Raw genomic sequence first — 19,155 nt, 5'->3', positions numbered from 1 at the left:
CCCCTTAGTTATCCTATTGTCGAACTGAGCCATCACACCGGCACCCCCTCAAACCAGGTCACGTCTATGGAGCCGCTGACCGTCTTGTCGCCAGAACCCGGAAACTCGGCATGGAGCGTGAACGTGTCGGTCCCGTTTGCCGTCACCACGCCGGAAATCATCAGGGTGTTGTTGCCAGAGGCAGTCCGCGAGAATGCGCGCCGGATGGTCGTGCCGGCCCGTTTCAGCAGCAGGACGTTGGTCTGATCTGCCGTCGCCCCGCTGAACGTGACCGATGCCTGGATCAGGTAGCGCCCGGCCGGCGGGGTCCAGCCGTCAGCGCTGAAATGCCCACCCGCGTCCAGAACCTCGTTGGAGAAGGTGATCTGCGTTTCCGTGGCGGCCGGGACGGTCTGGGCCGATCCGGCCTTGTTCGCCGAAAATGCAGCCTTCGACGCGCCGGCCTCGGCATAATACTGCCCCGTGCTGTCCCGCTTCCTGAACCGCACCAGCCTGTCGTTGCTCTGGCCGAATCCGATTGCCACCTCTGCCGGCGACATGCCTGCGGCCTGCACCACGATCCCGGCGTTGACATTCGTGGACAGCACGGCGAGATAGAACTCGTCCGCAGCGCCGTCCAGAATGGTCAGGTTGGTGACGGAACTGCCGGTGACGTAATAGACCGCGCCGGGGTTCGGCACGATGGTCCGGCTCCCCGAGAGCAATTCGTTCCATTGCTCATTGGTCTCGATCCCATCGCCGGCTGCCGTGGCGGCAAATCGCTCGAACACGGCGGCGGCGGCGGGATCTTCAAACCCGAGGTTCAGCGGCGTGCCGTGGCGGATGCCGCGAGTGCTGCGCAGATAGGTCGGCGCCACCGAGCCCCAGCCGGCCGGCGTGGTGCCGCCCCGATAGACCATCATCCGCTGCGCGGATATCCAGTCGGGGATGGTGTTGTGGCCCTCGCAGTAAAGATCCCAGGCGACATTCCCGCTGGCGAGCCTGCGCGGGACGATGGATGAGCCTTCAATGGCATAGGTCGTGTTCTCGACCTCTTCCTGGAACGCCCACGGCCCGATGATGCTGGGGCCGTTGTAGACCCGGATCGTCTGCTGGCTGCTATCCTTGACGTTCAGCAGCCAGTCGCCCGGCGTGCGGGTCACGGATGCGTCGATCATGGACGGCGGTGTATAGGTCCAGTTGCCGACGGCATTGCTCTGGCCCGCGATGACGATGATCCGCTTTACCTGCGATCCGCCCGAGCCGACCGAGCCGCGCAGCGTCCTGAAAGCATCCCAATAGCGCGTGCCCAGGCGTCGATAGCTGGGGGCGTTGAAGTGCAGCGCGTCGCCGCGATCCGTCAGACCCTCGCTGGACACGACGGCGGTATTGGCCACGGTGCCGGCGATGGTGTGCATGATGGCGTTGACGTCCACCGATCCGGCCGAAACGAACCGGCCGATTTCGCCCATGATGAACGGCTTGCCGGCCAGCGCAGGAACGTCCGACCGCAAGCGGGTGATCAGGGACGTGAGGTCCGCCTCGTAGTTGGTATTGGCGCCCCGGTCGCGCTCGCCCTGGTGCCACAGCACCCCCTCGACCACGGCGTCGGGATGGGCCGCGATAACGGACTGAATGCGTCCTACAGCGCCAGTATATGCCGCGCCGCCGGCTGTCCATTCGCCGTCGATGAAGCCCGTGCCGCCCTTGCCGCACGGCACGATGATCAGATCGTCCAGTTCGAAGCCGGCGCAGAACCGCTCGGCAAAGCCCATCTCCAGGCCTGCATCACCGGCCTGCCTGATGGTCTGATGGTTCAGCGGGAAGGTCGGCGCCAGCAGGGGGCCGCTGGTGGACTGATACAGCCGCGACGGGTGGCCGCTGGGGATATCCTCCAGCACCGGGGCCGAGAAGGTCAGCGCCTCAAGATCGGTGCAGACCACCCGGTAGATACGGCGGTTGCCGATGGTCCGGCCACGCACATCGGGGATATCAGCCGCGAACGGCAGGGCGGCACGGACATGCAATTCGCCCGCAGGGGTGAAGGACATATCCACCCCCCAGACCTCGTTGCAGGGCACGCTGGCGCCGGGGGCGGGGTTGGTGTTGCTGCTGACCGGCGTCGGGCCGAGATTGCAATTGAACGGGCCGAGCCAGTTCGAGAAGTCGCGCGTCTTGTAGATGCGGAAATCGTAGTTCCCCACGCTGGTGAAACTGACCAGCAGCCAGAACCAGCCGTCGCGATAGCACAGCACGGGGTTTCCGCCGTTGATCACCCCGCTGTCATGCTCCAGCGGCAGGCTGTTCAGCAGCCGCCAGGCCAGCCCATCGGTAGACGAATAGAGCCGGATGATGCGCGGGCTGTTGTGATCGTGGAAGGCAGCGACATAGGCATTCAGGGGCCGATCCGGGGCGCGCACACCGTCAATGCCGATATCCCACATCGCCGAGGACATGCCGACTGCGGCGCTGTCGATGATATAGCGCACGCCGGCAATGGTGACTTCCCTGCCATCGGCGAACTGCGGCAGGGCCGGTTCAGCAACAGCACGGCTGGTGAAGTTGGGAGGCACGGACGCCGCTGCGGCCTGCGCATCATCCGCCGCCTCACGCGCCTGGTCGGCATAGCGCGGCGCCGCCAGAGCGGCGGCCATGGCAGTCTCGCCATCAATCTCGGATGATACCGACAGCGTCAGCGCCCTGCCCTGCGTCTCGCGCAGGTCCTGGATCTGCATGATCGTCAGGTCCAGGTCGCTCTCGACCTGTTCCGTCCTGACACGGCCCTGCGCGTTGTAATCGCTGCGCTGGAGGTTTGGCACGGCGCGCAGCAGATAGATCTGGTCGCCGCTCTGGATACCGGTCGAGATGACGACCGTTCCGTCCGCTGTTCCGATCCCGGTGTGCCCGATCCCCGAGGTCAGGTCGGTTTCCTCTCCGTCCCGAACGCGGATCACCCGCAGGTGATCCTCATCAAGCAGCAGGAAGTCGCGGGGGAACGTCCCGCTCGTCCCGGTGACGTTGAACGGGCCTGCCTTGTTCTTCGCGGATTCGACGGTCATGGGTCGCCTGTCCTGTGTCGGTCAGGCGAAGGGTAGGAACCGAGAGGCGGGCGATATATGTTGGCGGGGGGATCAGTCGATCAGAGGATTGCGGCCCATCAGGGCCTCGATCAGTGATCGCTCGTCGCTATCCTCCATCAGCTCCTCGATGGGGCGCATGGCTGCGGTCGGGCGTCAGGGTGACATGCGATCGAATGGCCGCTATCTTGTGCGCGGGAGCGGAACCCACGGCAGGCTTGGCCCCTACCTGCTCCTGATCGGAGACTTCCGCCTTCGTGTCTCTCCAGGCAACCGGGGTGGCGCCCCCGAAAGGGGGCGCTTCTGGTTCAGCCGATCAGATCACGGACCCCCGCCCAAAGGCCGGGGCAGTCTTCTTCGCGCGGCAGGTCCATCTTGCCGCCAGTTGACCTCGCGAACATCTTCGCGGCGAAGTCCCGCAGGTTTTGCGGCGGAATCCGGGCGATTTCGTCCTCGATGTCGGTCTGCCGCTGCGAGAGTTCTTCGAACTCATCCTCCGGCATGTCGTGATCGTCGCAGGCCGAAATGACGATCCGAGTATGGGCCTCCCACTCCCGGAACAACCGCATCACCGGCGTCTCGGCCGGGTCGATGATACACAGCGCCGAGGCCGGGGCAGCAACCAGAGCGGCCGGGCCGGCGGCGAGAAGGGCGCGGCGGTTCATTGGATGCTCCCATTCTCACGGGCCATCATCATGGCGGCCTGGCGCAGGCCCTTCTGGGTCATACGTGCCTCGTGACCGCGAACTTCGCGACCATTCGGGTAGCAGAAGATAACCGGCGCATTCACCATGAACCCGTCCTTAACGGCCTGGCGGGTGGCGGTGAAAAGCTCTGAACCGTCCAGGGGCCTGCCGCTGTCGTCCACCATGATCTTGCGAACCTCGGTCATGCCCGGTCCCCCATCAGCTTGGCCAGCTTCGAAAGGCCCTTCGCCGTGATGCGGCATTGCGTGACCGCCTTCTCGGTCCCGTCGCTGCGATCAACGGTCGTGACCTTATGCTCAAGGTATCCGGCCGTGATCTTGTCTTGGTAAGCGAGCCAAGGCCCGTTCTGCGATTGGCGATAGATCCAGCGATTCCGCGCCATGTAGTTGGTCAGCTCGATGGGGCGAACCTGCATCGACTTCGCGCTGTCCCGGAAGCACATCGAACCATCCGCCTTGGTGAGGCGTTCGTGAGCGGCCACGTCCTTGGCCATGGCTTCGATCCGCTTGGCCTGATCGGCCGCTAGTTGCAGGGCCTCGGCGAAGTTGCGCGGCAGGGCATGCCCGCCCTGCCCTTCCAGCTGCTCCAGCCGCTTCACCACCTTGTAGCGCAGGTCCGCGCGGTAGCCGGTGATGAGGGTGACGGTCAGGTCTTTCGGAAGGCGGTATTCCTTGAGCGTCCGCCCGGTGCTGTCCTTGTAAGTGCTGGCAAAATCACTCGGCCCAAATTTGGGCTCAGCGATTTGTTCCAACATCGTCTCGATGTCGCGCAGGACGTGCTTGTGCTGTTTCTCGCACAGTTCCGCGATCTCGCGGGACGACATGGTGACGGGGCCATTGAAATTCCCGCCGTTTGTCAGCATATTCATGGACGAATTCCTTCTTCACACTTGGGGTTCATCTGGCCGGTGTCAGGGTTGCCGCCCTGCCCGGCCGCTCTCGTTTCAGGATGCGCTCTCAAGCTGCACCCCCTTGATCCGCATGGCGGTCTCGATGGCGGCGAGAATCTCGCTGTTCATCGGGCGATGGTTGCGGGCCGCCTCTTCCTTGATCTTGTCGCGCCAGCCGTTCGGCAAGCGGATCATGAAGCGGTCAGCCATTTGGCTGGGGTATTGGCTCATATCTTCCTCTATGGTTGCGACTTGCACCCAGATAGCACCGATTAGGAATAGGTGCAAGTCGCACTCATTGTTTTTTTAGGTGCAACTTGGCACCACACCGACATGACCGATGATGATTCCAAATTCCCAAGCGAACTTGCGGACCGATTTCAGGTCAGGATGCCTCCTGGGATGCGCGACCGGATCAAGGCTGCCGCCGAGGCCAACAACCGCAGCATGAACGCCGAAATCGTCGCCACGCTGGAGAAGGAATACCCGGAGCCGAAGCCCGAAGCCCCCGAGTTCGACCGGATCTATGCGCTGATGTCGCACATCCATGCGGCAGAGACCGAGGAAGAGCAGGATATTCGCATGCGCGAGGCAAACATGGTTCTGGACGCGGCAAACGCGCCGATCAGGCTGCAGTTTTCAGCGGAACGGGACTATCAGGGCAAGCGCCAGATTTTCATGGCTATGGGACCTCTTGGCGCGATCCGCAGGAGGTAGCCATGCCCCAGATCCGAAACGGAGAAGCTAATGACTGACGACCTCCCAGCCGCACCCCCGGCAAAGGTGATCGATGACGGCACAGTGCGTCCGACATATGTCGACTGGTTCCTGTCGGCGGGGCAGGCCGAGGGTATCGTCAACCTCTCGCTTGGAACCTACGACCCCACCCTGACGCTTGAGGATGGAGTGCCTCATGCCAAGGCATATGCGGGCGTTAAGCTGCGTATGTCGCTCCCGTTCGCGCGAAGGTTCCACGATGTGCTTGGAGCAATCTTGGAGCAGGCAGAGAAAGAGTCTGACGACGCGCAGAACGCGGAGCAACCAGCCAGCCCCGACCAGAATCCGGGGTCATCTAATGCTTAAATCGTTGTTTTGCGATCTGTTCTACGCCAACTCAGATCATGCTCACAACGAACAGATGAAGCACATATCTACGAATTTGGCGAACTTGGGCATCGCCGTTTTCGCCGCGGGGGTCATCACCAACCTGATGGAGAACGGCAGAAGCGTTGACTACAAGTCGGTAGGATTTTACTTTGTTCTCTGGCTGGTTTTGTTCGTGATCTCTGCTTACATCATGGCAAACAGTCTGATCTTCCCCGAGGAGGAGGACCCCGACCATGACGATACTTGATGCCATCTTACTGGCGACCACCGCCGTTGCTGGCGCTGGCGGGCTGATTCTGACAAAGTGGCTTACAAAGATGCGACGCGCTGAGCGGGCCTCGCGCCGCAAGGTGCCTGCGAACCCCCTTCGCTCTAAGGTTTCGCATGATCAAGCGGCATCATCCACCGAAGATATGAAAGCTCTGGCGGGCTCCATGCCTCTTGCCGCAAGCATATCGGAAGCCCCGTCCACCAAAGTGCACGCGCCCCAAAAGGGGGTGCAGGTGAAAAATGTTTGGTCAGGCGTGCAAGAAGCCCTTGCGCGTCATCCATCTTTGGTGAGGCAAGTCTTGAAAGCCCCTCTCCATACTTCCCGTCATGTGGTTAAAACCAACCTTTTCATCGTCCAGAAGGTCGATGAAGAAGCCGCGGCATCTTGGAGTAAGATGGCGGTCCATCTGACGCAACGCGGGGAGGCAACAAAAATGGAAGGACAAAAGGCGCAGCCAGTTTCGTTGAGCCTGGACGTGTCAGGCTTCAATCGTGCCGGTCTGCACTGATCGGAATGGGGTGCCGTAGCGATGGATGATCCAAGCTGGTGGGTTGGTCTTTTTGCAATTTTCCTTGCAAAATTTCTCGACCCGCCTCTGTGGCTCCTAAGCGGTGTTCCCTCTTGGTTTCTTGCTAAGCAGCTAATCTCCTATCATCGCGCGATTTTGTGGATGGCTCTGGCATTCGTGGCGCTCATGGTTGCGTTCATTTTCGCAATCATCGGAACGCCCTTGCTTCCCGCTTTTCTTGCCGCCGGCACATTTAATGCCATGATCGGGGTGATTGTTATCTGGCGGTCGAAGCGCGCGCATCAAAAGCGCCAAGCAAAGCAAGACGTTCCTGAACTACGCGACCTGATCAATCGCTAAGGCTCTCCTTCAACGGATTGACGATCTGCCCGTCGATCAGCCAGCGCCAATAGGGCAGGCTGGCGAAAGGCGTCAGGCGGCGCAGGGTGCCCACGTCTCCGGCGGTCATGTCCAGGTCGCCATCAAGGGCGCGGAACCCCATGCCGACGGCCGACCCCAAATCAGTTAGCATTTCGAAGGACGGACCGGCATATGACCCGACTACCGACCGCGACGCAAAGCGAGACGCGGGCGCCTTCTGGCTCTTGCTGGGGAATGCCGCGGCGGCAGTGCGATAGATGCCAGGACCGCCCAGCTTTTCCATGGCGTTGCTCACCTCGAACGCGAGAGAGAAGATGCCGGACCTGTCCAAGCCCTCGGCAATCCAGGTGCCCGGATTATCCGAGATTTCGCGCCCGCTTTCGAGCTGCTTGAGCATGTAGATGAACGACCCGATTGCCGACATGGCGATGACGCCGCCCCAGAACCGGGTCTGTTTTTCTTGCAGGCCGCGCAACAGGACGCGCTGGTTGGAGGCCAGGGCGAAGGAGCGGAATTGCAGCAGCATCCTGCCGACCGTGGTGCTGGCGAACAGCGGCACGTCAGCAACGCCCTTGGTGACGATGATGCTGTCCACGTCCTTGTTGATCGCCGCGCGCCAGGAACGCACCATGTGATCCATCTCGGCCGGCCACACCTCGGAATTGGCGACCCGCACGCCGTCGATCACCTGGCCATGCTCGCGGAACAGCCGCCCCAGCAGCGGGGCGCCGTCCCGGCCCAGGCCGAGATAGGCCATATATGCCTGCTCTGCCTTCGGAAGCGCATCAAATCCACGCTCTGCGGCAATATCGGCATTCTTCAGGATGCGGTTCTGCGTCATCGTCGCGGCCAGCGTTTTCTGGAAATCGTTCCAGTGCAGCAGGCCGGTCATCTTCGTGAAGCCGACGGAGGCATTCTGGAGGAACCGTTCAAAAGGCGAGCCTTGCGCATAGGGGTCGGTCAGGTCGGCCAGCGTCGCGAGGCGAGAATGCAGGATCTTCTCCGAGATGGCCCCGGCCTCCTTGGCCTCCTTCTTCGCCAGCTTGATGCCCTGCATGTTCCTGATCAGCGGCTTGAGCCCATCCTCCATGTAGGATTTCAGTCCATGAACCATGGCCGGGCGCACAGCATCCGTGAGCGAAGAGATGGTGACGCCGCCAAGGGCGCGCAGGTAGTTGAAGGTCATCGCCGCATTGGCGATCCGGCCGAAGGCGGTGGTCTGGGAACGCGCGTTATAAGTGCCGCGCAGCATGTCCCGCACAGCCTGGATGTCCTCAATATCAGACTTTTCCTTGGCGGCGAGTTTCGCCAATTGCTTCTGCTTGGCCGTCTCTGGCAACTCGGTGTTCTTCTCCAGTTCGGCGCGGATCTGGGCGTATTGCTCCCGGATGGTCTTGATCTGATCCTTCATGGTGACGCTGCCGAAACGCGTTTGCATCTCGACATCGGCCGACATCACGCGGGCATACCGGCGCATGATCAGGTCGGCATTGCTGTCCAGGAACTTCTCGACCAGTTCGTCGGGAATATGAAAGGTTCGCTCTGCCAGGGGCCCGCGCTTGGTGGGAATGATATTCGACGGCAAGTCGGCATCGAGCGCGCGGCCGGTGACCACTTCATAAACGCTGTCCACGATTTCATCGAGGTAGTTCTTGCGGTCGGCATCGGACAGCCAGTCGTATTCTCCGCGCCGCCCCAGGGCTTCCAGATCGGCGTCGATCTTCGCCAGCTTGGCCAGGTCGGCCTCGTCCAACTCGCCCACGACGCGGCCGGCCAGCGTGTCCACGCCGGAACGGAATGCGCGCATGGCATCGTCGGACATCACATCGGCCACGCCGCGGGCAACGCCGTCGGACAGCGCCGACGCATCGGCCTGCCGGCCCACCATGCCGCGCTCGATGGCTTCTCGCGCACTGCGCAGGCTGGCGGTCGCCTTGTCTGTCTCGGCCGCAGCGCGCTGCGCCGCCGCCGTCACCTGCCCGTCGAAGTAGTTGCGCAGGATTTGTTTGAACTCGGCTTCATTCGCTTCGATCACGGGGCGATTCCAGACCCGCGAGAAATAGCTCTCGGCCGTGTCGACGCTGACCCCCTCGGGCAGCAGCCCGGCCGCGACGGCCCGATCCTTCAGAGGATCGAACACCTTGGCGCGAATCGAGGCCGCGGCTTGGGCGACCTCGGGTATGTCGCTGCGGTCGCCGCGGCGCATTGCCTGTCCCACAGCGTTGTTGAACTCGGTGCGGGTCATGGCCACGCCGCGCTTGCGCATGGCCTGATAAGCCCCGTTCATGTCCTCGACGGTCGAGCCGACGGCGCCGCGGGTCCATTCCTTCATCGAGGTTTCCGCCGCGGCCTCGCCCTGCCCTTCGAGGTTGCGCTTCAGATAGACCGGGTTCTCCATAAGTTGCGATGCGATTTCGCGAACGGCGACGGACGGGCTGTGCAGGGTGCGCAGAAGCGGGTTGAGCCGCGCCGTGGCTTTCGCCGCCTTGCTGGCGGCCTTCCCCGCCACGCCGAAGTCGTCGAGGGTCACGGCAGGCGCCGCCGCCGCGCCAGCGCTTTCAGGCTTGGCCATGATCGAGAGTTCGGCGTGCAAGGCATCCGTAGCGGCATCGAAATCGGGACGGGCGGCATCCTCCATGAGTTTCGATGCCGCCTTGTATTCCGAGCGTGACATGAGCGCACCGGCCCCGGCGCCAAGAAGCGCGCCCAGAACCACCGATCCGCCGATGGTCCATGCCGATTCCTCTGCCGTGCGGGTCTGCTGCGTCGCCTGCAATCCGGCCTCCTGGACCGCGGCGGAAACGCCGGCCGCCGCCCCGACGGATAGCGCCGACTTTGCAGCGGAATAGCCGATCTTGCCGCCGGTACGCGCCAGGACGCCGCCGGGAAGAAGCGTCGGGAGGTCGGCAAGGCTGGCGCCGAATTGCGAAGCCGTTCCCACCCAGCCCGATGCTTCAAGGATGCGACGGTTCCGAATTTCTCGGTCGATGTCAGATTTTATCGCGGCCGCTGCCTTGGCGTTGAACGCGCCCTCAAAGCGGTCCATGTGATCCTCGTATCCGGCGATGTCGTCGAATACGTTGTAGTTTCGGTCGATGTCATAGAAATCGCCCTGCGTCCTTGCCCACAGCGACTCGGACGCCAGCGCGGACCCGACCATGTTGTCGCGCTCAAATGCCGCACCGAGAGTTTGGGATAGGGACGGATTGAAGCCGACCTCGGCGGGCAGCTTCGGCGTTCCAAGAACGGTATCGCGATCAAGAGGCATTATGCCCTCCCCGAAAATCAAAAGCTGACGGCGGCAGCGCCGTAGAGCGGCGAGTTCCCCATGAGTTCATTGCCCTGCTCACGGAGTTTCATCAGCCGGTCACGCTCTTTCATTGCCTCGGCTTTGCGGGCCGCCAGGGCCTCATCCTGCGACGGAGGCTCGGCATAGAACGGATGCTGCGCCCGCTGGACCTTGCCCTCTCCATCCACGAACCAAAGCTCATAGCGCGGCGGGCGACCGGCCTGCACATCGGCAGCCGTGTCGTCGTATGCCTGGAGGAATACCTGCTGAACGAAGCCCTCCTCCGGGGCGATCCCGGCCTCTGCAAGCGCAGCGCGCGCCTGATCGCCGATATAATCGTGAGTGCCGTCCACCCCCGCCGGATAGGTCACTTCGGGCGGCAGGCGGGTCACGGCGCCAGAACCGGAAGGCAGGTATTTCGAGGGGCCATAGAGCCGCCGGAACCGTTCTCCAGCAATCACCTTGGCCTTGTCCTGGTCGCCGCCAGCGTCATAGAGCGCCTGCTCCAGTATCTCGCCATACTCAGACACTGCCGCAGATTTTTGCAGCTCATTTTCACCGAGGGCCGGCGCACGGCTGAAAATCCCAGCATCGAAGATCGCCCGCACGCTCTCTGGCGTGGCGGTGTCCTTGATCCACTTCTTTGCGCCCTCGGACTTCAACAACGCATCACGCTCGCGGCGCTTTTGCGGGTCGTTCAAGTCCATGATCTGCTTTGCCGCTTCGTCCTGCGACAACCCCAGAACGCCGGTCGAATGATTGAACATCGCCACCTTGTCGGCGATTTCCGACCCTCCCTCGCGCCGCCCGAAGGCAGCAGGATCGAGGGAATGCAGACGCGATGCCAGAATAAGGGCATCCTTCATATCCCCGGCGCTCTGGCCCGACAGGGCGGTTCGCAGCGCCCCCATGATCGGCGCAGGGACAAGGCCGGTCTGCTCGACGATCCCGGCCGCCAGCGCCCCCGCGTCGGCGCTGTCCGGCAGGCTGCTGGACATCTCGTTCCAGAGGTTATCGACGCGCTTCTTTCCGTCGGCGCTATAGCGGTCGATGCGCAACCCGCCCCCTTCCCCGAAGGCCAGCACATCTGCACGGGTCTGCTGAACGGTCTTGGTCTTTTCGTTGAACGAGTTCAGCAACGTGGCCTTGGTCCCGTCATCGACGACCAGGTTCAGGATTTCCTGAGCGGTCAGTGTTGGGTCCGCGGTTGCGATCCTAAGCTTTACGTTGTTCTCGACTTCCTGAATCTGGGCCTTTGCGGCGGCCTGCTGCTTGGTCGACCAGGATGCGACGCCGCTGGCGGCCGTCTCGCGCACCTGCGCGGCGAGGTTGCCGGGAAGGGTGTTGATCGCAGAGGCGACCTGGGGGCTGAAACTGACGCCGCCGCCCGCCGACATGCGCTTGGCGAATTCCTCGTCGGACAGCTTGGCCAGTCCCTCCCAGGTCGAGCCCAAGCCCTTGCGAACCAGATCATAGCGCCCGGCATTGAGGTCGGCAGACAGGTCGCGCCCGGTATTGGCCTTGTAATCCTGCTGCGCCAGCCACCAAGCACCGCGATCCTGATTGACCGGCGAAAAGTCGTTGAAGCCATTGGCTCCCGCAACCCTGTCCCATGTGCCCTGGACGAACTGGTAGCGTCCCGCGGCGGTCGTTGTGCCGCCCTGCCCCTTCCTCCGTGGATGGTCCCGAAGGTCGGAAAACTTCTCCCCGCCGTTCAGTGTCTGGTAATCTGGGCTTTCGGTGCCGGAGATGGTGCCGAGAAGCGCATATGCCTCGGGCGGCAGGTCGGTGGCGGCGAAGGTCCGAGAGTCGATCCTGCCCCCTGTCGCCTGTGCCGCTGCGATCGCATCCCGGCCCGCCGCCTCGCCCAGGGGGCCGACGAGTGCGCCGTGCAGGTTCATCAGATCGACTGCGGAAAACTTGTCCGCATTCGTCGCGACGAACTCGGCCGCTGCGACGGGATCGTTCTGCATCATGTTCAGGGACGTGAGGCGGTAGACCTCGGACTGGACCCGGCCCAGCTCCTCCTGCGTCTGCTCTGGCGACCAGCCCTGCCGTGATGCCTTCTCGGCTATCTCGTTTCGCGCGATCTGCATGGAACGGTCCAGCAGTGCGGGGTTGAGAACCGCGTCATCGGCTGCCGCCTGAATACGGGCGTCGGCCTGGCTGTCCAGATAGGTGATCCGCTCCCGCCCGGCGTGCTGGTCGATGTCGAGATTCGCGGACTGGAGTCGGCTATCGAGCGCGCGCTGCGCCATCTCCTTCGCGGCCGGGCTTAGCCCGCTCAACCGCTGGTCATAGGCACGCTGAAGGCCATCCATGGCCGCCTTGCGACGGGATAGAGCATCGCCGCCCTGGGCATAGAGATAGCCGCGCTCTGGGTCGTAGAGCGTCTGCCTGACGGTCTTTGCGAAATCGGTATCCGCCGCCTTCGCATCCGCCTCGTCCACGTCGGCCTGCCACTGGTCGAACATCTGCCCGACATCGGAGAGGCCCCTGGCGACCTGCCCAAAGCCGGATTGGCGCGGGGTGACGCCGACCGGCTGGCGGGCCTGAACGACCTGGCTGCGCTCATACGTTGGAACCCTCATGGCCATCAGGCGAAACTCCCCTGCGTGGCGCGGTTGCGCGCCCAATGCGAGTATTTTTCACCCACCTTCGCGCCCGTGGACAGGATCGTTCCAACCCCGCCCCACATCCCCTGCGACGCCGCATTCGCCCCCTCAGCACGGCTGTTCGCCGCCATCTGGGAATAGTTGCCGGCCTGGTTGGTGAAGTTCTTGCGGATCGCGAAAGCGTCGTCCTCGATGGCGGCCTTCGTGTCGTCGAGCATCTCGATGGCCGAGGCCGAGCTCACATCGACACCGTTGGCCGCCATGGCCACGCGCTGCTGCGCCAGCACGGCGGCACCAGCGCGACGCTGGCGTTCGGACTCGTCTTCGCCTTGGCGGATCGATTCCCGCGCTGCGGCTTCCTGCTGGCGCGCGGTGGCCTCGGCCGCCGCCTGCGCCGCCCTGCCCGACTGGATCGAGGAATAGGCGCCGACCACGCCTGACGCGGCCGAGGCGGCGGTTCCGACCCCCCCGAAGCTGCTGAACATGCTCGACAACCAGGCCATCGGACCCACGGGGGCGCCCGCGGCGGACAGGGCTGCCGACAAAGGATCAAGCCCAGGAATAAAGCACATAGTCAGATCTCCGACATATATCGACAGAACCCGCGCCGGCAAAATTCTGGCGGGCCGCTATTCCAGTAGCAGCCCGCCAAGCCAAATCATGCGGGAACATGAGATGACCATCCTTCCTCTGCCAACGCGCGAAACCCTTTCCCATTTGTTCGACTATGACCCAGAAACTGGTGGCTTTATATGGCGGTATAACCCCAAAAAACCCGCCTTCTGGAATGGTCGATTCGCAGGGAAGCCTGCGTTCACCAACAGAAATTCCGACGGATACTGCATTACGGCATTCACCAACCCCGAGAACGGGAGGCGGGCTGCTTATCTCGCGCATCGCGTGGCCTGGGTATTTATCACCGGACGAGAACCCGAAAAATTTATCGACCACATCAATGGCGACAGAGCGGACAACCGAGCGAGCAACCTGCGCGAAGCGACCGACCAAGAGAACAAGTTTAACCGGCGATGGAAACGTCCGGGATCGAGCCAGTATCGCGGCGTCCATCGTCATAGCAAAAATGGCAGGTGGATCGCGCAAATCCGGTCCGATGGCAGGGCGATACACCTCGGCTCTTTTACCTCGGAGATAGAGGCGGCCAAGGCGAGAGACAGCGCGGCCATCGCCCTGCGCGGCGAATATGCGTCGCTTAACTTCCCTCGCTGACAAGGTTCATCTCCATCTCGAAATGCAGGAAGCGATGTCCCTGCAACACCACCGTCTTTTCCGCGTCGAACCGGAATCCGATCCAGCGGAGCCAGCGCCGAGCGGCCAGGTTCTCCTCGGCCACCAAGTTCCATAGCCGGCGGAAGTCCTGGCCCAGCCACTCGACCCCGACCAGAGAGCCCGCCACGAACTCGCGCCGCACCTGCGGCCTGTCCACGGCGCGAGTCGTCAGCGCCCAGGGAAAGCCGGTATCGGACATCGCCGTCGCCGCCTTCACCCCGAAGATACAGACCAGATCGCCATCCATGTATGCTGCGCGGCACCGGCGGGATTGCGCCGCCAGCCGCAGCAGATCGGCCCTCGCGTCGCCCGTGCCCATGCAGTCCAGCTCCAGCCGGTCGATGGGCCGCAGGCGCGGCAGCAGGGCGTCGACCACATCGGCGGTGATGGGCGCGACCGTTACCGCCATGTCAGTTCCTGCCGATGCTGAGTTCGACCGAGATGGCCAGCACCGTCATGGGCAGCGGATAGTCCTGCCGCAGCGTCACTGTTCCGTCTCGGTTCCACTGCGCCGGCACTGTCAGTTCATGCATCCCGGTCCAGAGCGGGATTTCCTCGGACAGGTCGCCCCCGGTCTGCACCAGCTCGCTTTCCCGGCCGTCGTCGGTGACGACCTTGATGCCACGGGTGTTCTCCATCTGGATGCGCACCGCGCTGACGCTGTGCGGCCGACCCCGCGCCGCGCCCACATCGTCGAACTGGATGGCCGGGGGAAGCGTCTCCATCTCGGCGGAGAAGGGCAGCCCGACATGCACCTTGCTTGCGGCGTGCGGCAGGGTGATGGCGCCGCCCTCTACGGTCAGGCCGGTAATTACGTCGCCGTCGGCCAGGGCGACAACATCGCGCCCCTCCAGGTGATCCAGCCCCGAAACCGTGGCGGCAGGCGCACCGGCATAGGTGATGCCGCAATCGACGAAAAAGGCATCGGCTGCGGTGGCGAAATCCCTGTCGTCGAACCGCTCGACATAGCGCCGCTGCTGGCCGTCGACTTCGCGCCGCACGATAAGATAGGTGGCGTCGTTGGCCCCCTCGGGAACGCAGGCCACGCTCTCGACAGCACCGTCGATGTCCATGTCCGTCCAGCCCCAGACCTGATGTTCGCGCTTGTAGGTCAGCGCCAGCAGCCTGCCGTCGTCCAGAGCAACCCAGATGATGGACCAGGGGTTCTTGGCCATGGCCCAGCTGACGATGCGGCGACCCTGAAGGAAGTGAGAGGCGAAAATGGTCAGGTCATTGCCGGAATAGCCGTCGCTCTCGTAGGTATAGCGCAGGTCGCGCACGCCCCGACCAGATCGGTCGATGAAAAGGACCGTATCATCCGCCACCAAGGGCTTTACCGCCGCGCTGCCGACATATCCGTGCTGGGTCACGATGGGATTCAGCGCGTCGAAGCCGCCGTCCGGGCCGGTGACGGAGAACTCACCCGCGCTGGTGAACACCAGCAGTTCGCGCAGCTGGAGCATGGCACGGATGCGGTTCAGTTGCTCTCCGGCCATGTCGAACTCTGCCCGGTCGGAGGAGGTCATGTTCTGCGACCGCGTGAAGTTCAGGTAATCTGCGACGCGCGACATCCAGATCGTCTCGGGCTGATTGTCCGACGCCCCGAAGGCGAGCCGTTGCTGATAGATCGAGACGATGGATGGGTATTTCCCAGGCCCGTCGAACAGGGTCACGGGCCTGGGAGGCGTGACGGTGCTGTCAGGCGAGATATTGTCATCCCGGAACTCGGTGTTCTCGGTGAAGCCGATATATCCGGCAACGCCATTTTGCATCCTGTAGACCCGGTATTCGCTCGCACCCGTGACAGCCGTGAAGAAGATGCGGTTCTGCGCTCCTTGCTCCGCCAGGTCTTGGGCGTTTTCAACAATGCCAACGCCTGACGTGAAACTCTCGACGCCATCGACGATGGCAGTGACCCTATAGCGATAGGTCATACCGCCCGATCCGCCGCTGGTGACAGACGTGATGCTCGGACTCGGCACGGTGGGATTGATCGGCACGGTTGCGATGGTCCAGTCGGTATCGCTGTTGCGCATGATGCGGCGCGGGGCCACCTCTCGGTGCGCGGAAAAGATCACATCCACCGATTGCACCGCATCCAGTGACTGCGCCTGGTCAGCGGTCCATGGCGTTGCGATGGTGTAATCCACACCGCCGGACTGGAGCCGTGCGCCGTTCTTGACGAAGCCCAGCTGGTTGTGGCCGAGGATCAGGATCGACGCGTCATCCGTCTCTCGCACGAAGGGCAGCAGCCGGTGGCGATATGCGCTGTCCATGACCTCGCAGATGAAGCGCAGGCCAGGGCGATTGCTGATGCCCCCATGGGCGTGGACAAAGCAGTTGCGGCCCTTGCGCAACGCTGTGTCGTAGCGCGCCAGATCGATTCGGCCCCAGAGCGCCGGACCAAGGACGCCCGAGGCAAATGACGGTTGGATGCGAGCGGCGGGCATCAGAGGCCCCTCACGGTCAGTTGCATGGGATAGAAGGTCTGCTCGGTCGACGGCCGGCTGTTGAAGTCCATCGTCATCGCCTGGTTCAGCAACTCCTCGGCCTCGCGCTTGGCGCCCGTGACCTTGGCGGCGTCACGGGTGATCGGCATCGCTATGGCGGCGGCCAGATGCGCGGCGAGGGCATCAGCGAAGCCAGAGGAAAATATGGTCGGATCGGTCACATCTCGGGTGTATTCGATCACGGCATCGGGAACGTCGGAATAGATCGAATCCGCCGTCGACTCGCGCAGCGTGTCGGGCGATTGTCCCATCTGCATCGCCATGCGCGCCGCGGTGACATCGTTGACCCAGCGTATCGCCGCCATGTGTCCGGGCCGGGCATAGCGATAGGACCACGCGCCGGCCCGGTCGTTCAGCGTCTCCTCGACCAGCTTTTCGCGGCGCGAGGCAAAGACCCAGGGCCAGCGTTCCAGCAACGACCGGCGGATGCGGTCATAGTGCAGCTTGCACTGCACCGCTTCGGGTGAGGTTTCCTCGAATGCCGTGATGGTCCTGGACCCCAGGTATGTGGTCAGCGCGACATTGCAAATGGCGATGGCAGATTGCATCGGGGGCTCCGGTTATCGCGGGTCGATCCACAGCCCCGCCGCCTGGAGGGTGATCACGGCGGCGGCATAGTTCATGGCGAGGATGATGAGCATGGGAAGGTTCCTCATGGCGGCGCCCAGCCCCACTACAGGACCGGGCGGACGATCAGTCGGCGTTCAGCTTCTCGGTGACGCGCTCGATCATCGTCTCGCGCTTCATCGCGTGGTGGGGCTTCTCGCCCATGACCGTCTCGTAATGGGCACGCAGCACCTCGTCCGGCATGTCCGCCATGTCCACGGCACCGCCCGCCGCCTCGGGCTCCGGCGACTGCCCCGTCGCCTCGAACACCTCTGCTGGCGTGGCCTTGCGCATCCAGCGTTCGGAGAACAGGCCCGCCTCGATGCGAAACGGGCCGTCCTCGGGGGCGTGCCAAAGCCGGTCGGGAGACTGCCCCCGCGACTTGGCCACGACCCACATCTTGCGCTCATCAGCCATTGGTCTGGAGCCCCGCAGCGATGCCGGCCGTGATCTTGCCCGCAGTGGGCGTGCCGGACACGACATAGTTCAGCCGCATGTAGCGCTGATCGGCGCCGAACGGGATGACGGGGATCGGAAACTTGAACCCAGCCTTGAGCTGCGCCACCGGGATGGCGGGCGAGGCCGCAACCACCTTCGGGCTGGCGAAACTGTTGGCCGCGGCCATCTGGACCTGCACCGTGACGCTGGTGCCGTCGGCGAAGTCCTCGACCACCTGCACCAGCAGTGGGATATCGTAGTTGCCGCCGATGTCGCGGGTCAACTTGACCGGGGACAGCACGGGCTGCGCCGTATCGCCCAGGTCGATGTAGTTCGTCGAGACGGCGGTGGCGGTGAGCGCCTGCGCGTCCGAGAACAGGTTCTGTGCGTCGAGATGCATGGCATCCTCCATGTCGAGATGATGGTGACGCCCGGCCCGCGCAGGGCCGGGCCTGTTCTTACGGGAAGGTAATCGCAGCCTCGGCGTTGCTGATGGCATCCAACCGTCGCACCGGCATGTCGCCCCACATGGTGACGCGCTCGCCCGCGACTTCCTCGACGCGCAACTGGACGTTCTTCTTGTTCAGTGCCTGCTTGCGCAGGAACTTCGCCACGGTGCGGCCGACATAGATGACGGTCTTGCCCTCGACGAGGTTGCCCTTGCTGTCGATGCCGACGCGGCTGGCCGTGTCGATCATCTCCTCGGCGTCGATCATCAGGTCGAGCAGGTCGGCGCCGGTCGCCGCGTCCTTGGTCAGCGCCGACACGTCGATGTTGCAGATCCGCGCGTTGCCGCGCCAGTCGCCCACCGACAGGCCCATGTCCCATTTCAGGTGGTCGACGAGGGCGCGGAACTTGCCGCTGCCATCCTGCGCATCCCAGAGCTGGGCGCCCATGTCCTTGTGAGACAGGCCGGCCGCCGAGCCCTTGGGATACAGCAGCGTGGTAGCACGAGGCCCCCAGGTCACGAACCAGATCGAGGTGTTGTCGGAGCCGGTGCCGCCGGCATTGATCAGCTGGCGGCCCGAAGCCACGGCGGGATCGTCGTAGCGCACGTCCAGCCCCATGAACCCGTCGGGGGTCACGGCGGTCGAGCCATAGATCATGTTGCGGGCCATGAACTGGTTGAAGCCCTCGATCAGGCCAGACATTTCGGACGCGCGGAACGCGGCCTCGTTGCCGTTCAGCTTGGCCAGCGCCTCGTCCACGACCGAGAACTCCTCGGCCATGCCGGTCGTGTCCACGACCTTTGCGGTGGTGGTCTTGCCCTGCTTGACGCCGGCGTTGTAGCGGCGCCATGCCGGCTCGGGAATGCCCGTGCGGATGACGTGCTGGTGCTTGGTGCCGTCGTTGCATTCCGTGAACACCGCATCCTTGAGGATCGGGTTCGATTTCTCGGCAAGCTCGATGATGTTGGCGATCTTGCCGTCCGGGTCGGTGCGCATCAAAATGTCGACAAGGCCCGGATTCTTCACGTTCAGCTCGGCCATG

20 protein-coding genes are annotated in these 19,155 nt (G+C 63.4%); 6 read left to right on the top strand and 14 right to left on the bottom strand.

Annotated features, from left to right (window positions below):
- Window positions 1-32: 32 nt before the first annotated feature.
- The 5 genes from KF941_RS14360 to KF941_RS14340 all read right to left on the bottom strand — a co-directional run bounded on the left by KF941_RS14360 (window position 33) and on the right by KF941_RS14340 (window position 4,883).
- Window positions 33-3,038 (bottom strand): sialate O-acetylesterase, encoded by a 3,006-nt coding sequence (locus KF941_RS14360; RefSeq protein WP_214273768.1) that lies wholly within the window; start codon window positions 3,036-3,038, stop codon window positions 33-35.
- 326 nt (window positions 3,039-3,364) lie between these two features.
- Window positions 3,365-3,721 carry a hypothetical protein gene (locus KF941_RS14355; RefSeq protein ID WP_214273767.1) on the bottom strand — a complete coding sequence of 119 codons (357 nt, stop codon included), beginning with the start codon at window positions 3,719-3,721 and terminating at the stop codon, window positions 3,365-3,367.
- The gene (locus KF941_RS14350; protein ID WP_214273766.1) at window positions 3,718-3,948 is read right to left on the bottom strand and encodes a hypothetical protein; all 231 of its coding nucleotides are present in this window, start codon (window positions 3,946-3,948) and stop codon (window positions 3,718-3,720) included. Before KF941_RS14350 ends, KF941_RS14355 begins: the two co-directional genes overlap by 4 nt.
- Window positions 3,945-4,631 carry a phage regulatory protein/antirepressor Ant gene (locus KF941_RS14345; RefSeq protein ID WP_214273765.1) on the bottom strand — a complete coding sequence of 229 codons (687 nt, stop codon included), beginning with the start codon at window positions 4,629-4,631 and terminating at the stop codon, window positions 3,945-3,947. Before KF941_RS14345 ends, KF941_RS14350 begins: the two co-directional genes overlap by 4 nt.
- A 75-nt stretch (window positions 4,632-4,706) precedes the next feature.
- The gene (locus KF941_RS14340; RefSeq protein ID WP_214273764.1) at window positions 4,707-4,883 is read right to left on the bottom strand and encodes an Arc family DNA-binding protein; all 177 of its coding nucleotides are present in this window, start codon (window positions 4,881-4,883) and stop codon (window positions 4,707-4,709) included.
- 102 nt (window positions 4,884-4,985) lie between these two features.
- Here KF941_RS14340 and KF941_RS14335 point away from each other — a divergent pair, with 102 nt between their 5' ends.
- The 5 genes from KF941_RS14335 to KF941_RS14315 are packed head-to-tail and all read left to right on the top strand — an operon-like array spanning window position 4,986 to window position 6,898.
- Window positions 4,986-5,369, top strand: a complete 384-nt coding sequence (locus KF941_RS14335) for an Arc family DNA-binding protein (RefSeq protein WP_276315870.1) — start codon at window positions 4,986-4,988, stop codon at window positions 5,367-5,369.
- Window positions 5,370-5,399: 30 nt separating this feature from the next.
- Entirely contained in the window at window positions 5,400-5,735 is a 336-nt protein-coding gene (locus tag KF941_RS14330; RefSeq protein ID WP_214273762.1) for a hypothetical protein, read from the top strand.
- Window positions 5,728-6,006 carry a hypothetical protein gene (locus KF941_RS14325; protein ID WP_214273761.1) on the top strand — a complete coding sequence of 93 codons (279 nt, stop codon included), beginning with the start codon at window positions 5,728-5,730 and terminating at the stop codon, window positions 6,004-6,006. The genes KF941_RS14330 and KF941_RS14325 overlap by 8 nt, the downstream gene beginning before the upstream one ends.
- Window positions 5,993-6,538: a hypothetical protein gene (locus KF941_RS14320; protein ID WP_214273760.1), complete on the top strand. Its 546-nt coding sequence runs from the start codon at window positions 5,993-5,995 to the stop codon at window positions 6,536-6,538. Before KF941_RS14325 ends, KF941_RS14320 begins: the two co-directional genes overlap by 14 nt.
- A gap of 21 nt (window positions 6,539-6,559) precedes the next feature.
- A complete protein-coding gene (locus tag KF941_RS14315; RefSeq protein WP_214273759.1) occupies window positions 6,560-6,898 on the top strand; it encodes a hypothetical protein in 339 nt (112 codons plus the stop codon).
- On the opposite strand, the gene KF941_RS14310 is transcribed toward KF941_RS14315, so the two are convergent.
- The 3 genes from KF941_RS14310 to KF941_RS14300 are packed head-to-tail and all read right to left on the bottom strand — an operon-like array spanning window position 6,888 to window position 13,308.
- Window positions 6,888-10,187 carry a hypothetical protein gene (locus KF941_RS14310; RefSeq protein WP_214273758.1) on the bottom strand — a complete coding sequence of 1,100 codons (3,300 nt, stop codon included), beginning with the start codon at window positions 10,185-10,187 and terminating at the stop codon, window positions 6,888-6,890. The two genes, KF941_RS14315 and KF941_RS14310, sit on opposite strands and share 11 nt — an antisense overlap.
- A gap of 17 nt (window positions 10,188-10,204) precedes the next feature.
- A complete protein-coding gene (locus KF941_RS14305) occupies window positions 10,205-12,805 on the bottom strand; it encodes a hypothetical protein (protein ID WP_214273757.1) in 2,601 nt (866 codons plus the stop codon).
- A complete protein-coding gene (locus KF941_RS14300) occupies window positions 12,805-13,308 on the bottom strand; it encodes a hypothetical protein (protein ID WP_214273756.1) in 504 nt (167 codons plus the stop codon). Before KF941_RS14300 ends, KF941_RS14305 begins: the two co-directional genes overlap by 1 nt.
- 190 nt (window positions 13,309-13,498) lie before the next feature.
- Between KF941_RS14300 and KF941_RS14295 the strand changes: the two genes are divergently transcribed.
- On the top strand, window positions 13,499-14,050 hold the full coding sequence (locus KF941_RS14295) for an AP2/ERF family transcription factor (RefSeq protein WP_214273755.1): 552 nt from the start codon (window positions 13,499-13,501) through the stop codon (window positions 14,048-14,050).
- Here KF941_RS14295 and KF941_RS14290 read toward each other — a convergent pair.
- The 6 genes from KF941_RS14290 to KF941_RS14265 all read right to left on the bottom strand — a co-directional run bounded on the left by KF941_RS14290 (window position 14,034) and on the right by KF941_RS14265 (window position 19,154).
- Window positions 14,034-14,519, bottom strand: a complete 486-nt coding sequence (locus KF941_RS14290) for a hypothetical protein (RefSeq protein ID WP_214273754.1) — start codon at window positions 14,517-14,519, stop codon at window positions 14,034-14,036. The genes KF941_RS14295 and KF941_RS14290 overlap by 17 nt on opposite strands.
- A 1-nt stretch (window position 14,520) precedes the next feature.
- Entirely contained in the window at window positions 14,521-16,560 is a 2,040-nt protein-coding gene (locus tag KF941_RS14285) for a hypothetical protein (protein ID WP_214273753.1), read from the bottom strand.
- Complete coding sequence (locus KF941_RS14280; protein WP_214273752.1) at window positions 16,560-17,168, bottom strand: hypothetical protein; 609 nt, start codon at window positions 17,166-17,168, stop codon at window positions 16,560-16,562. Before KF941_RS14280 ends, KF941_RS14285 begins: the two co-directional genes overlap by 1 nt.
- A gap of 145 nt (window positions 17,169-17,313) precedes the next feature.
- Window positions 17,314-17,625, bottom strand: a complete 312-nt coding sequence (locus tag KF941_RS14275) for a hypothetical protein (protein WP_214273751.1) — start codon at window positions 17,623-17,625, stop codon at window positions 17,314-17,316.
- A gap of 10 nt (window positions 17,626-17,635) precedes the next feature.
- Window positions 17,636-18,064: a Bbp16 family capsid cement protein gene (locus KF941_RS14270; protein WP_214273750.1), complete on the bottom strand. Its 429-nt coding sequence runs from the start codon at window positions 18,062-18,064 to the stop codon at window positions 17,636-17,638.
- 58 nt (window positions 18,065-18,122) lie between these two features.
- Window positions 18,123-19,154 carry a major capsid protein gene (locus KF941_RS14265; protein WP_214273749.1) on the bottom strand — a complete coding sequence of 344 codons (1,032 nt, stop codon included), beginning with the start codon at window positions 19,152-19,154 and terminating at the stop codon, window positions 18,123-18,125.
- Window position 19,155: the final 1 nt, after the last annotated feature.

This window comes from Paracoccus sp. pheM1 (assembly GCF_018499825.1).
Classification (GTDB): Bacteria; Pseudomonadota; Alphaproteobacteria; order Rhodobacterales; family Rhodobacteraceae; genus Paracoccus; species Paracoccus versutus.
The sequence above is the reverse complement of the archived record's forward strand: the minus strand, read 5'-3'. Positions and strand labels throughout refer to the sequence as shown.

Coding starts and splice junctions, on each gene's coding strand:
- KF941_RS14315 (WP_214273759.1), top strand. CDS start 6,560: ATGGATGATCCAAGCTGGTGGGTTGGTCTTTTTGCAATTTTCCTTGCA.
- KF941_RS14265 (WP_214273749.1), bottom strand. CDS start 19,154: ATGGCCGAGCTGAACGTGAAGAATCCGGGCCTTGTCGACATTTTGATG.
- KF941_RS14290 (WP_214273754.1), bottom strand. CDS start 14,519: ATGGCGGTAACGGTCGCGCCCATCACCGCCGATGTGGTCGACGCCCTG.
- KF941_RS14320 (WP_214273760.1), top strand. CDS start 5,993: ATGACGATACTTGATGCCATCTTACTGGCGACCACCGCCGTTGCTGGC.
- KF941_RS14345 (WP_214273765.1), bottom strand. CDS start 4,631: ATGAATATGCTGACAAACGGCGGGAATTTCAATGGCCCCGTCACCATG.
- KF941_RS14275 (WP_214273751.1), bottom strand. CDS start 17,625: ATGTGGGTCGTGGCCAAGTCGCGGGGGCAGTCTCCCGACCGGCTTTGG.
- KF941_RS14285 (WP_214273753.1), bottom strand. CDS start 16,560: ATGCCCGCCGCTCGCATCCAACCGTCATTTGCCTCGGGCGTCCTTGGT.
- KF941_RS14305 (WP_214273757.1), bottom strand. CDS start 12,805: ATGGCCATGAGGGTTCCAACGTATGAGCGCAGCCAGGTCGTTCAGGCC.
- KF941_RS14295 (WP_214273755.1), top strand. CDS start 13,499: ATGACCATCCTTCCTCTGCCAACGCGCGAAACCCTTTCCCATTTGTTC.
- KF941_RS14335 (WP_276315870.1), top strand. CDS start 4,986: ATGACCGATGATGATTCCAAATTCCCAAGCGAACTTGCGGACCGATTT.
- KF941_RS14330 (WP_214273762.1), top strand. CDS start 5,400: ATGACTGACGACCTCCCAGCCGCACCCCCGGCAAAGGTGATCGATGAC.
- KF941_RS14300 (WP_214273756.1), bottom strand. CDS start 13,308: ATGTTCAGCAGCTTCGGGGGGGTCGGAACCGCCGCCTCGGCCGCGTCA.
- KF941_RS14310 (WP_214273758.1), bottom strand. CDS start 10,187: ATGCCTCTTGATCGCGATACCGTTCTTGGAACGCCGAAGCTGCCCGCC.
- KF941_RS14360 (WP_214273768.1), bottom strand. CDS start 3,038: ATGACCGTCGAATCCGCGAAGAACAAGGCAGGCCCGTTCAACGTCACC.
- KF941_RS14325 (WP_214273761.1), top strand. CDS start 5,728: ATGCTTAAATCGTTGTTTTGCGATCTGTTCTACGCCAACTCAGATCAT.
- KF941_RS14270 (WP_214273750.1), bottom strand. CDS start 18,064: ATGCATCTCGACGCACAGAACCTGTTCTCGGACGCGCAGGCGCTCACC.
- KF941_RS14340 (WP_214273764.1), bottom strand. CDS start 4,883: ATGAGCCAATACCCCAGCCAAATGGCTGACCGCTTCATGATCCGCTTG.
- KF941_RS14350 (WP_214273766.1), bottom strand. CDS start 3,948: ATGACCGAGGTTCGCAAGATCATGGTGGACGACAGCGGCAGGCCCCTG.
- KF941_RS14355 (WP_214273767.1), bottom strand. CDS start 3,721: ATGAACCGCCGCGCCCTTCTCGCCGCCGGCCCGGCCGCTCTGGTTGCT.
- KF941_RS14280 (WP_214273752.1), bottom strand. CDS start 17,168: ATGCAATCTGCCATCGCCATTTGCAATGTCGCGCTGACCACATACCTG.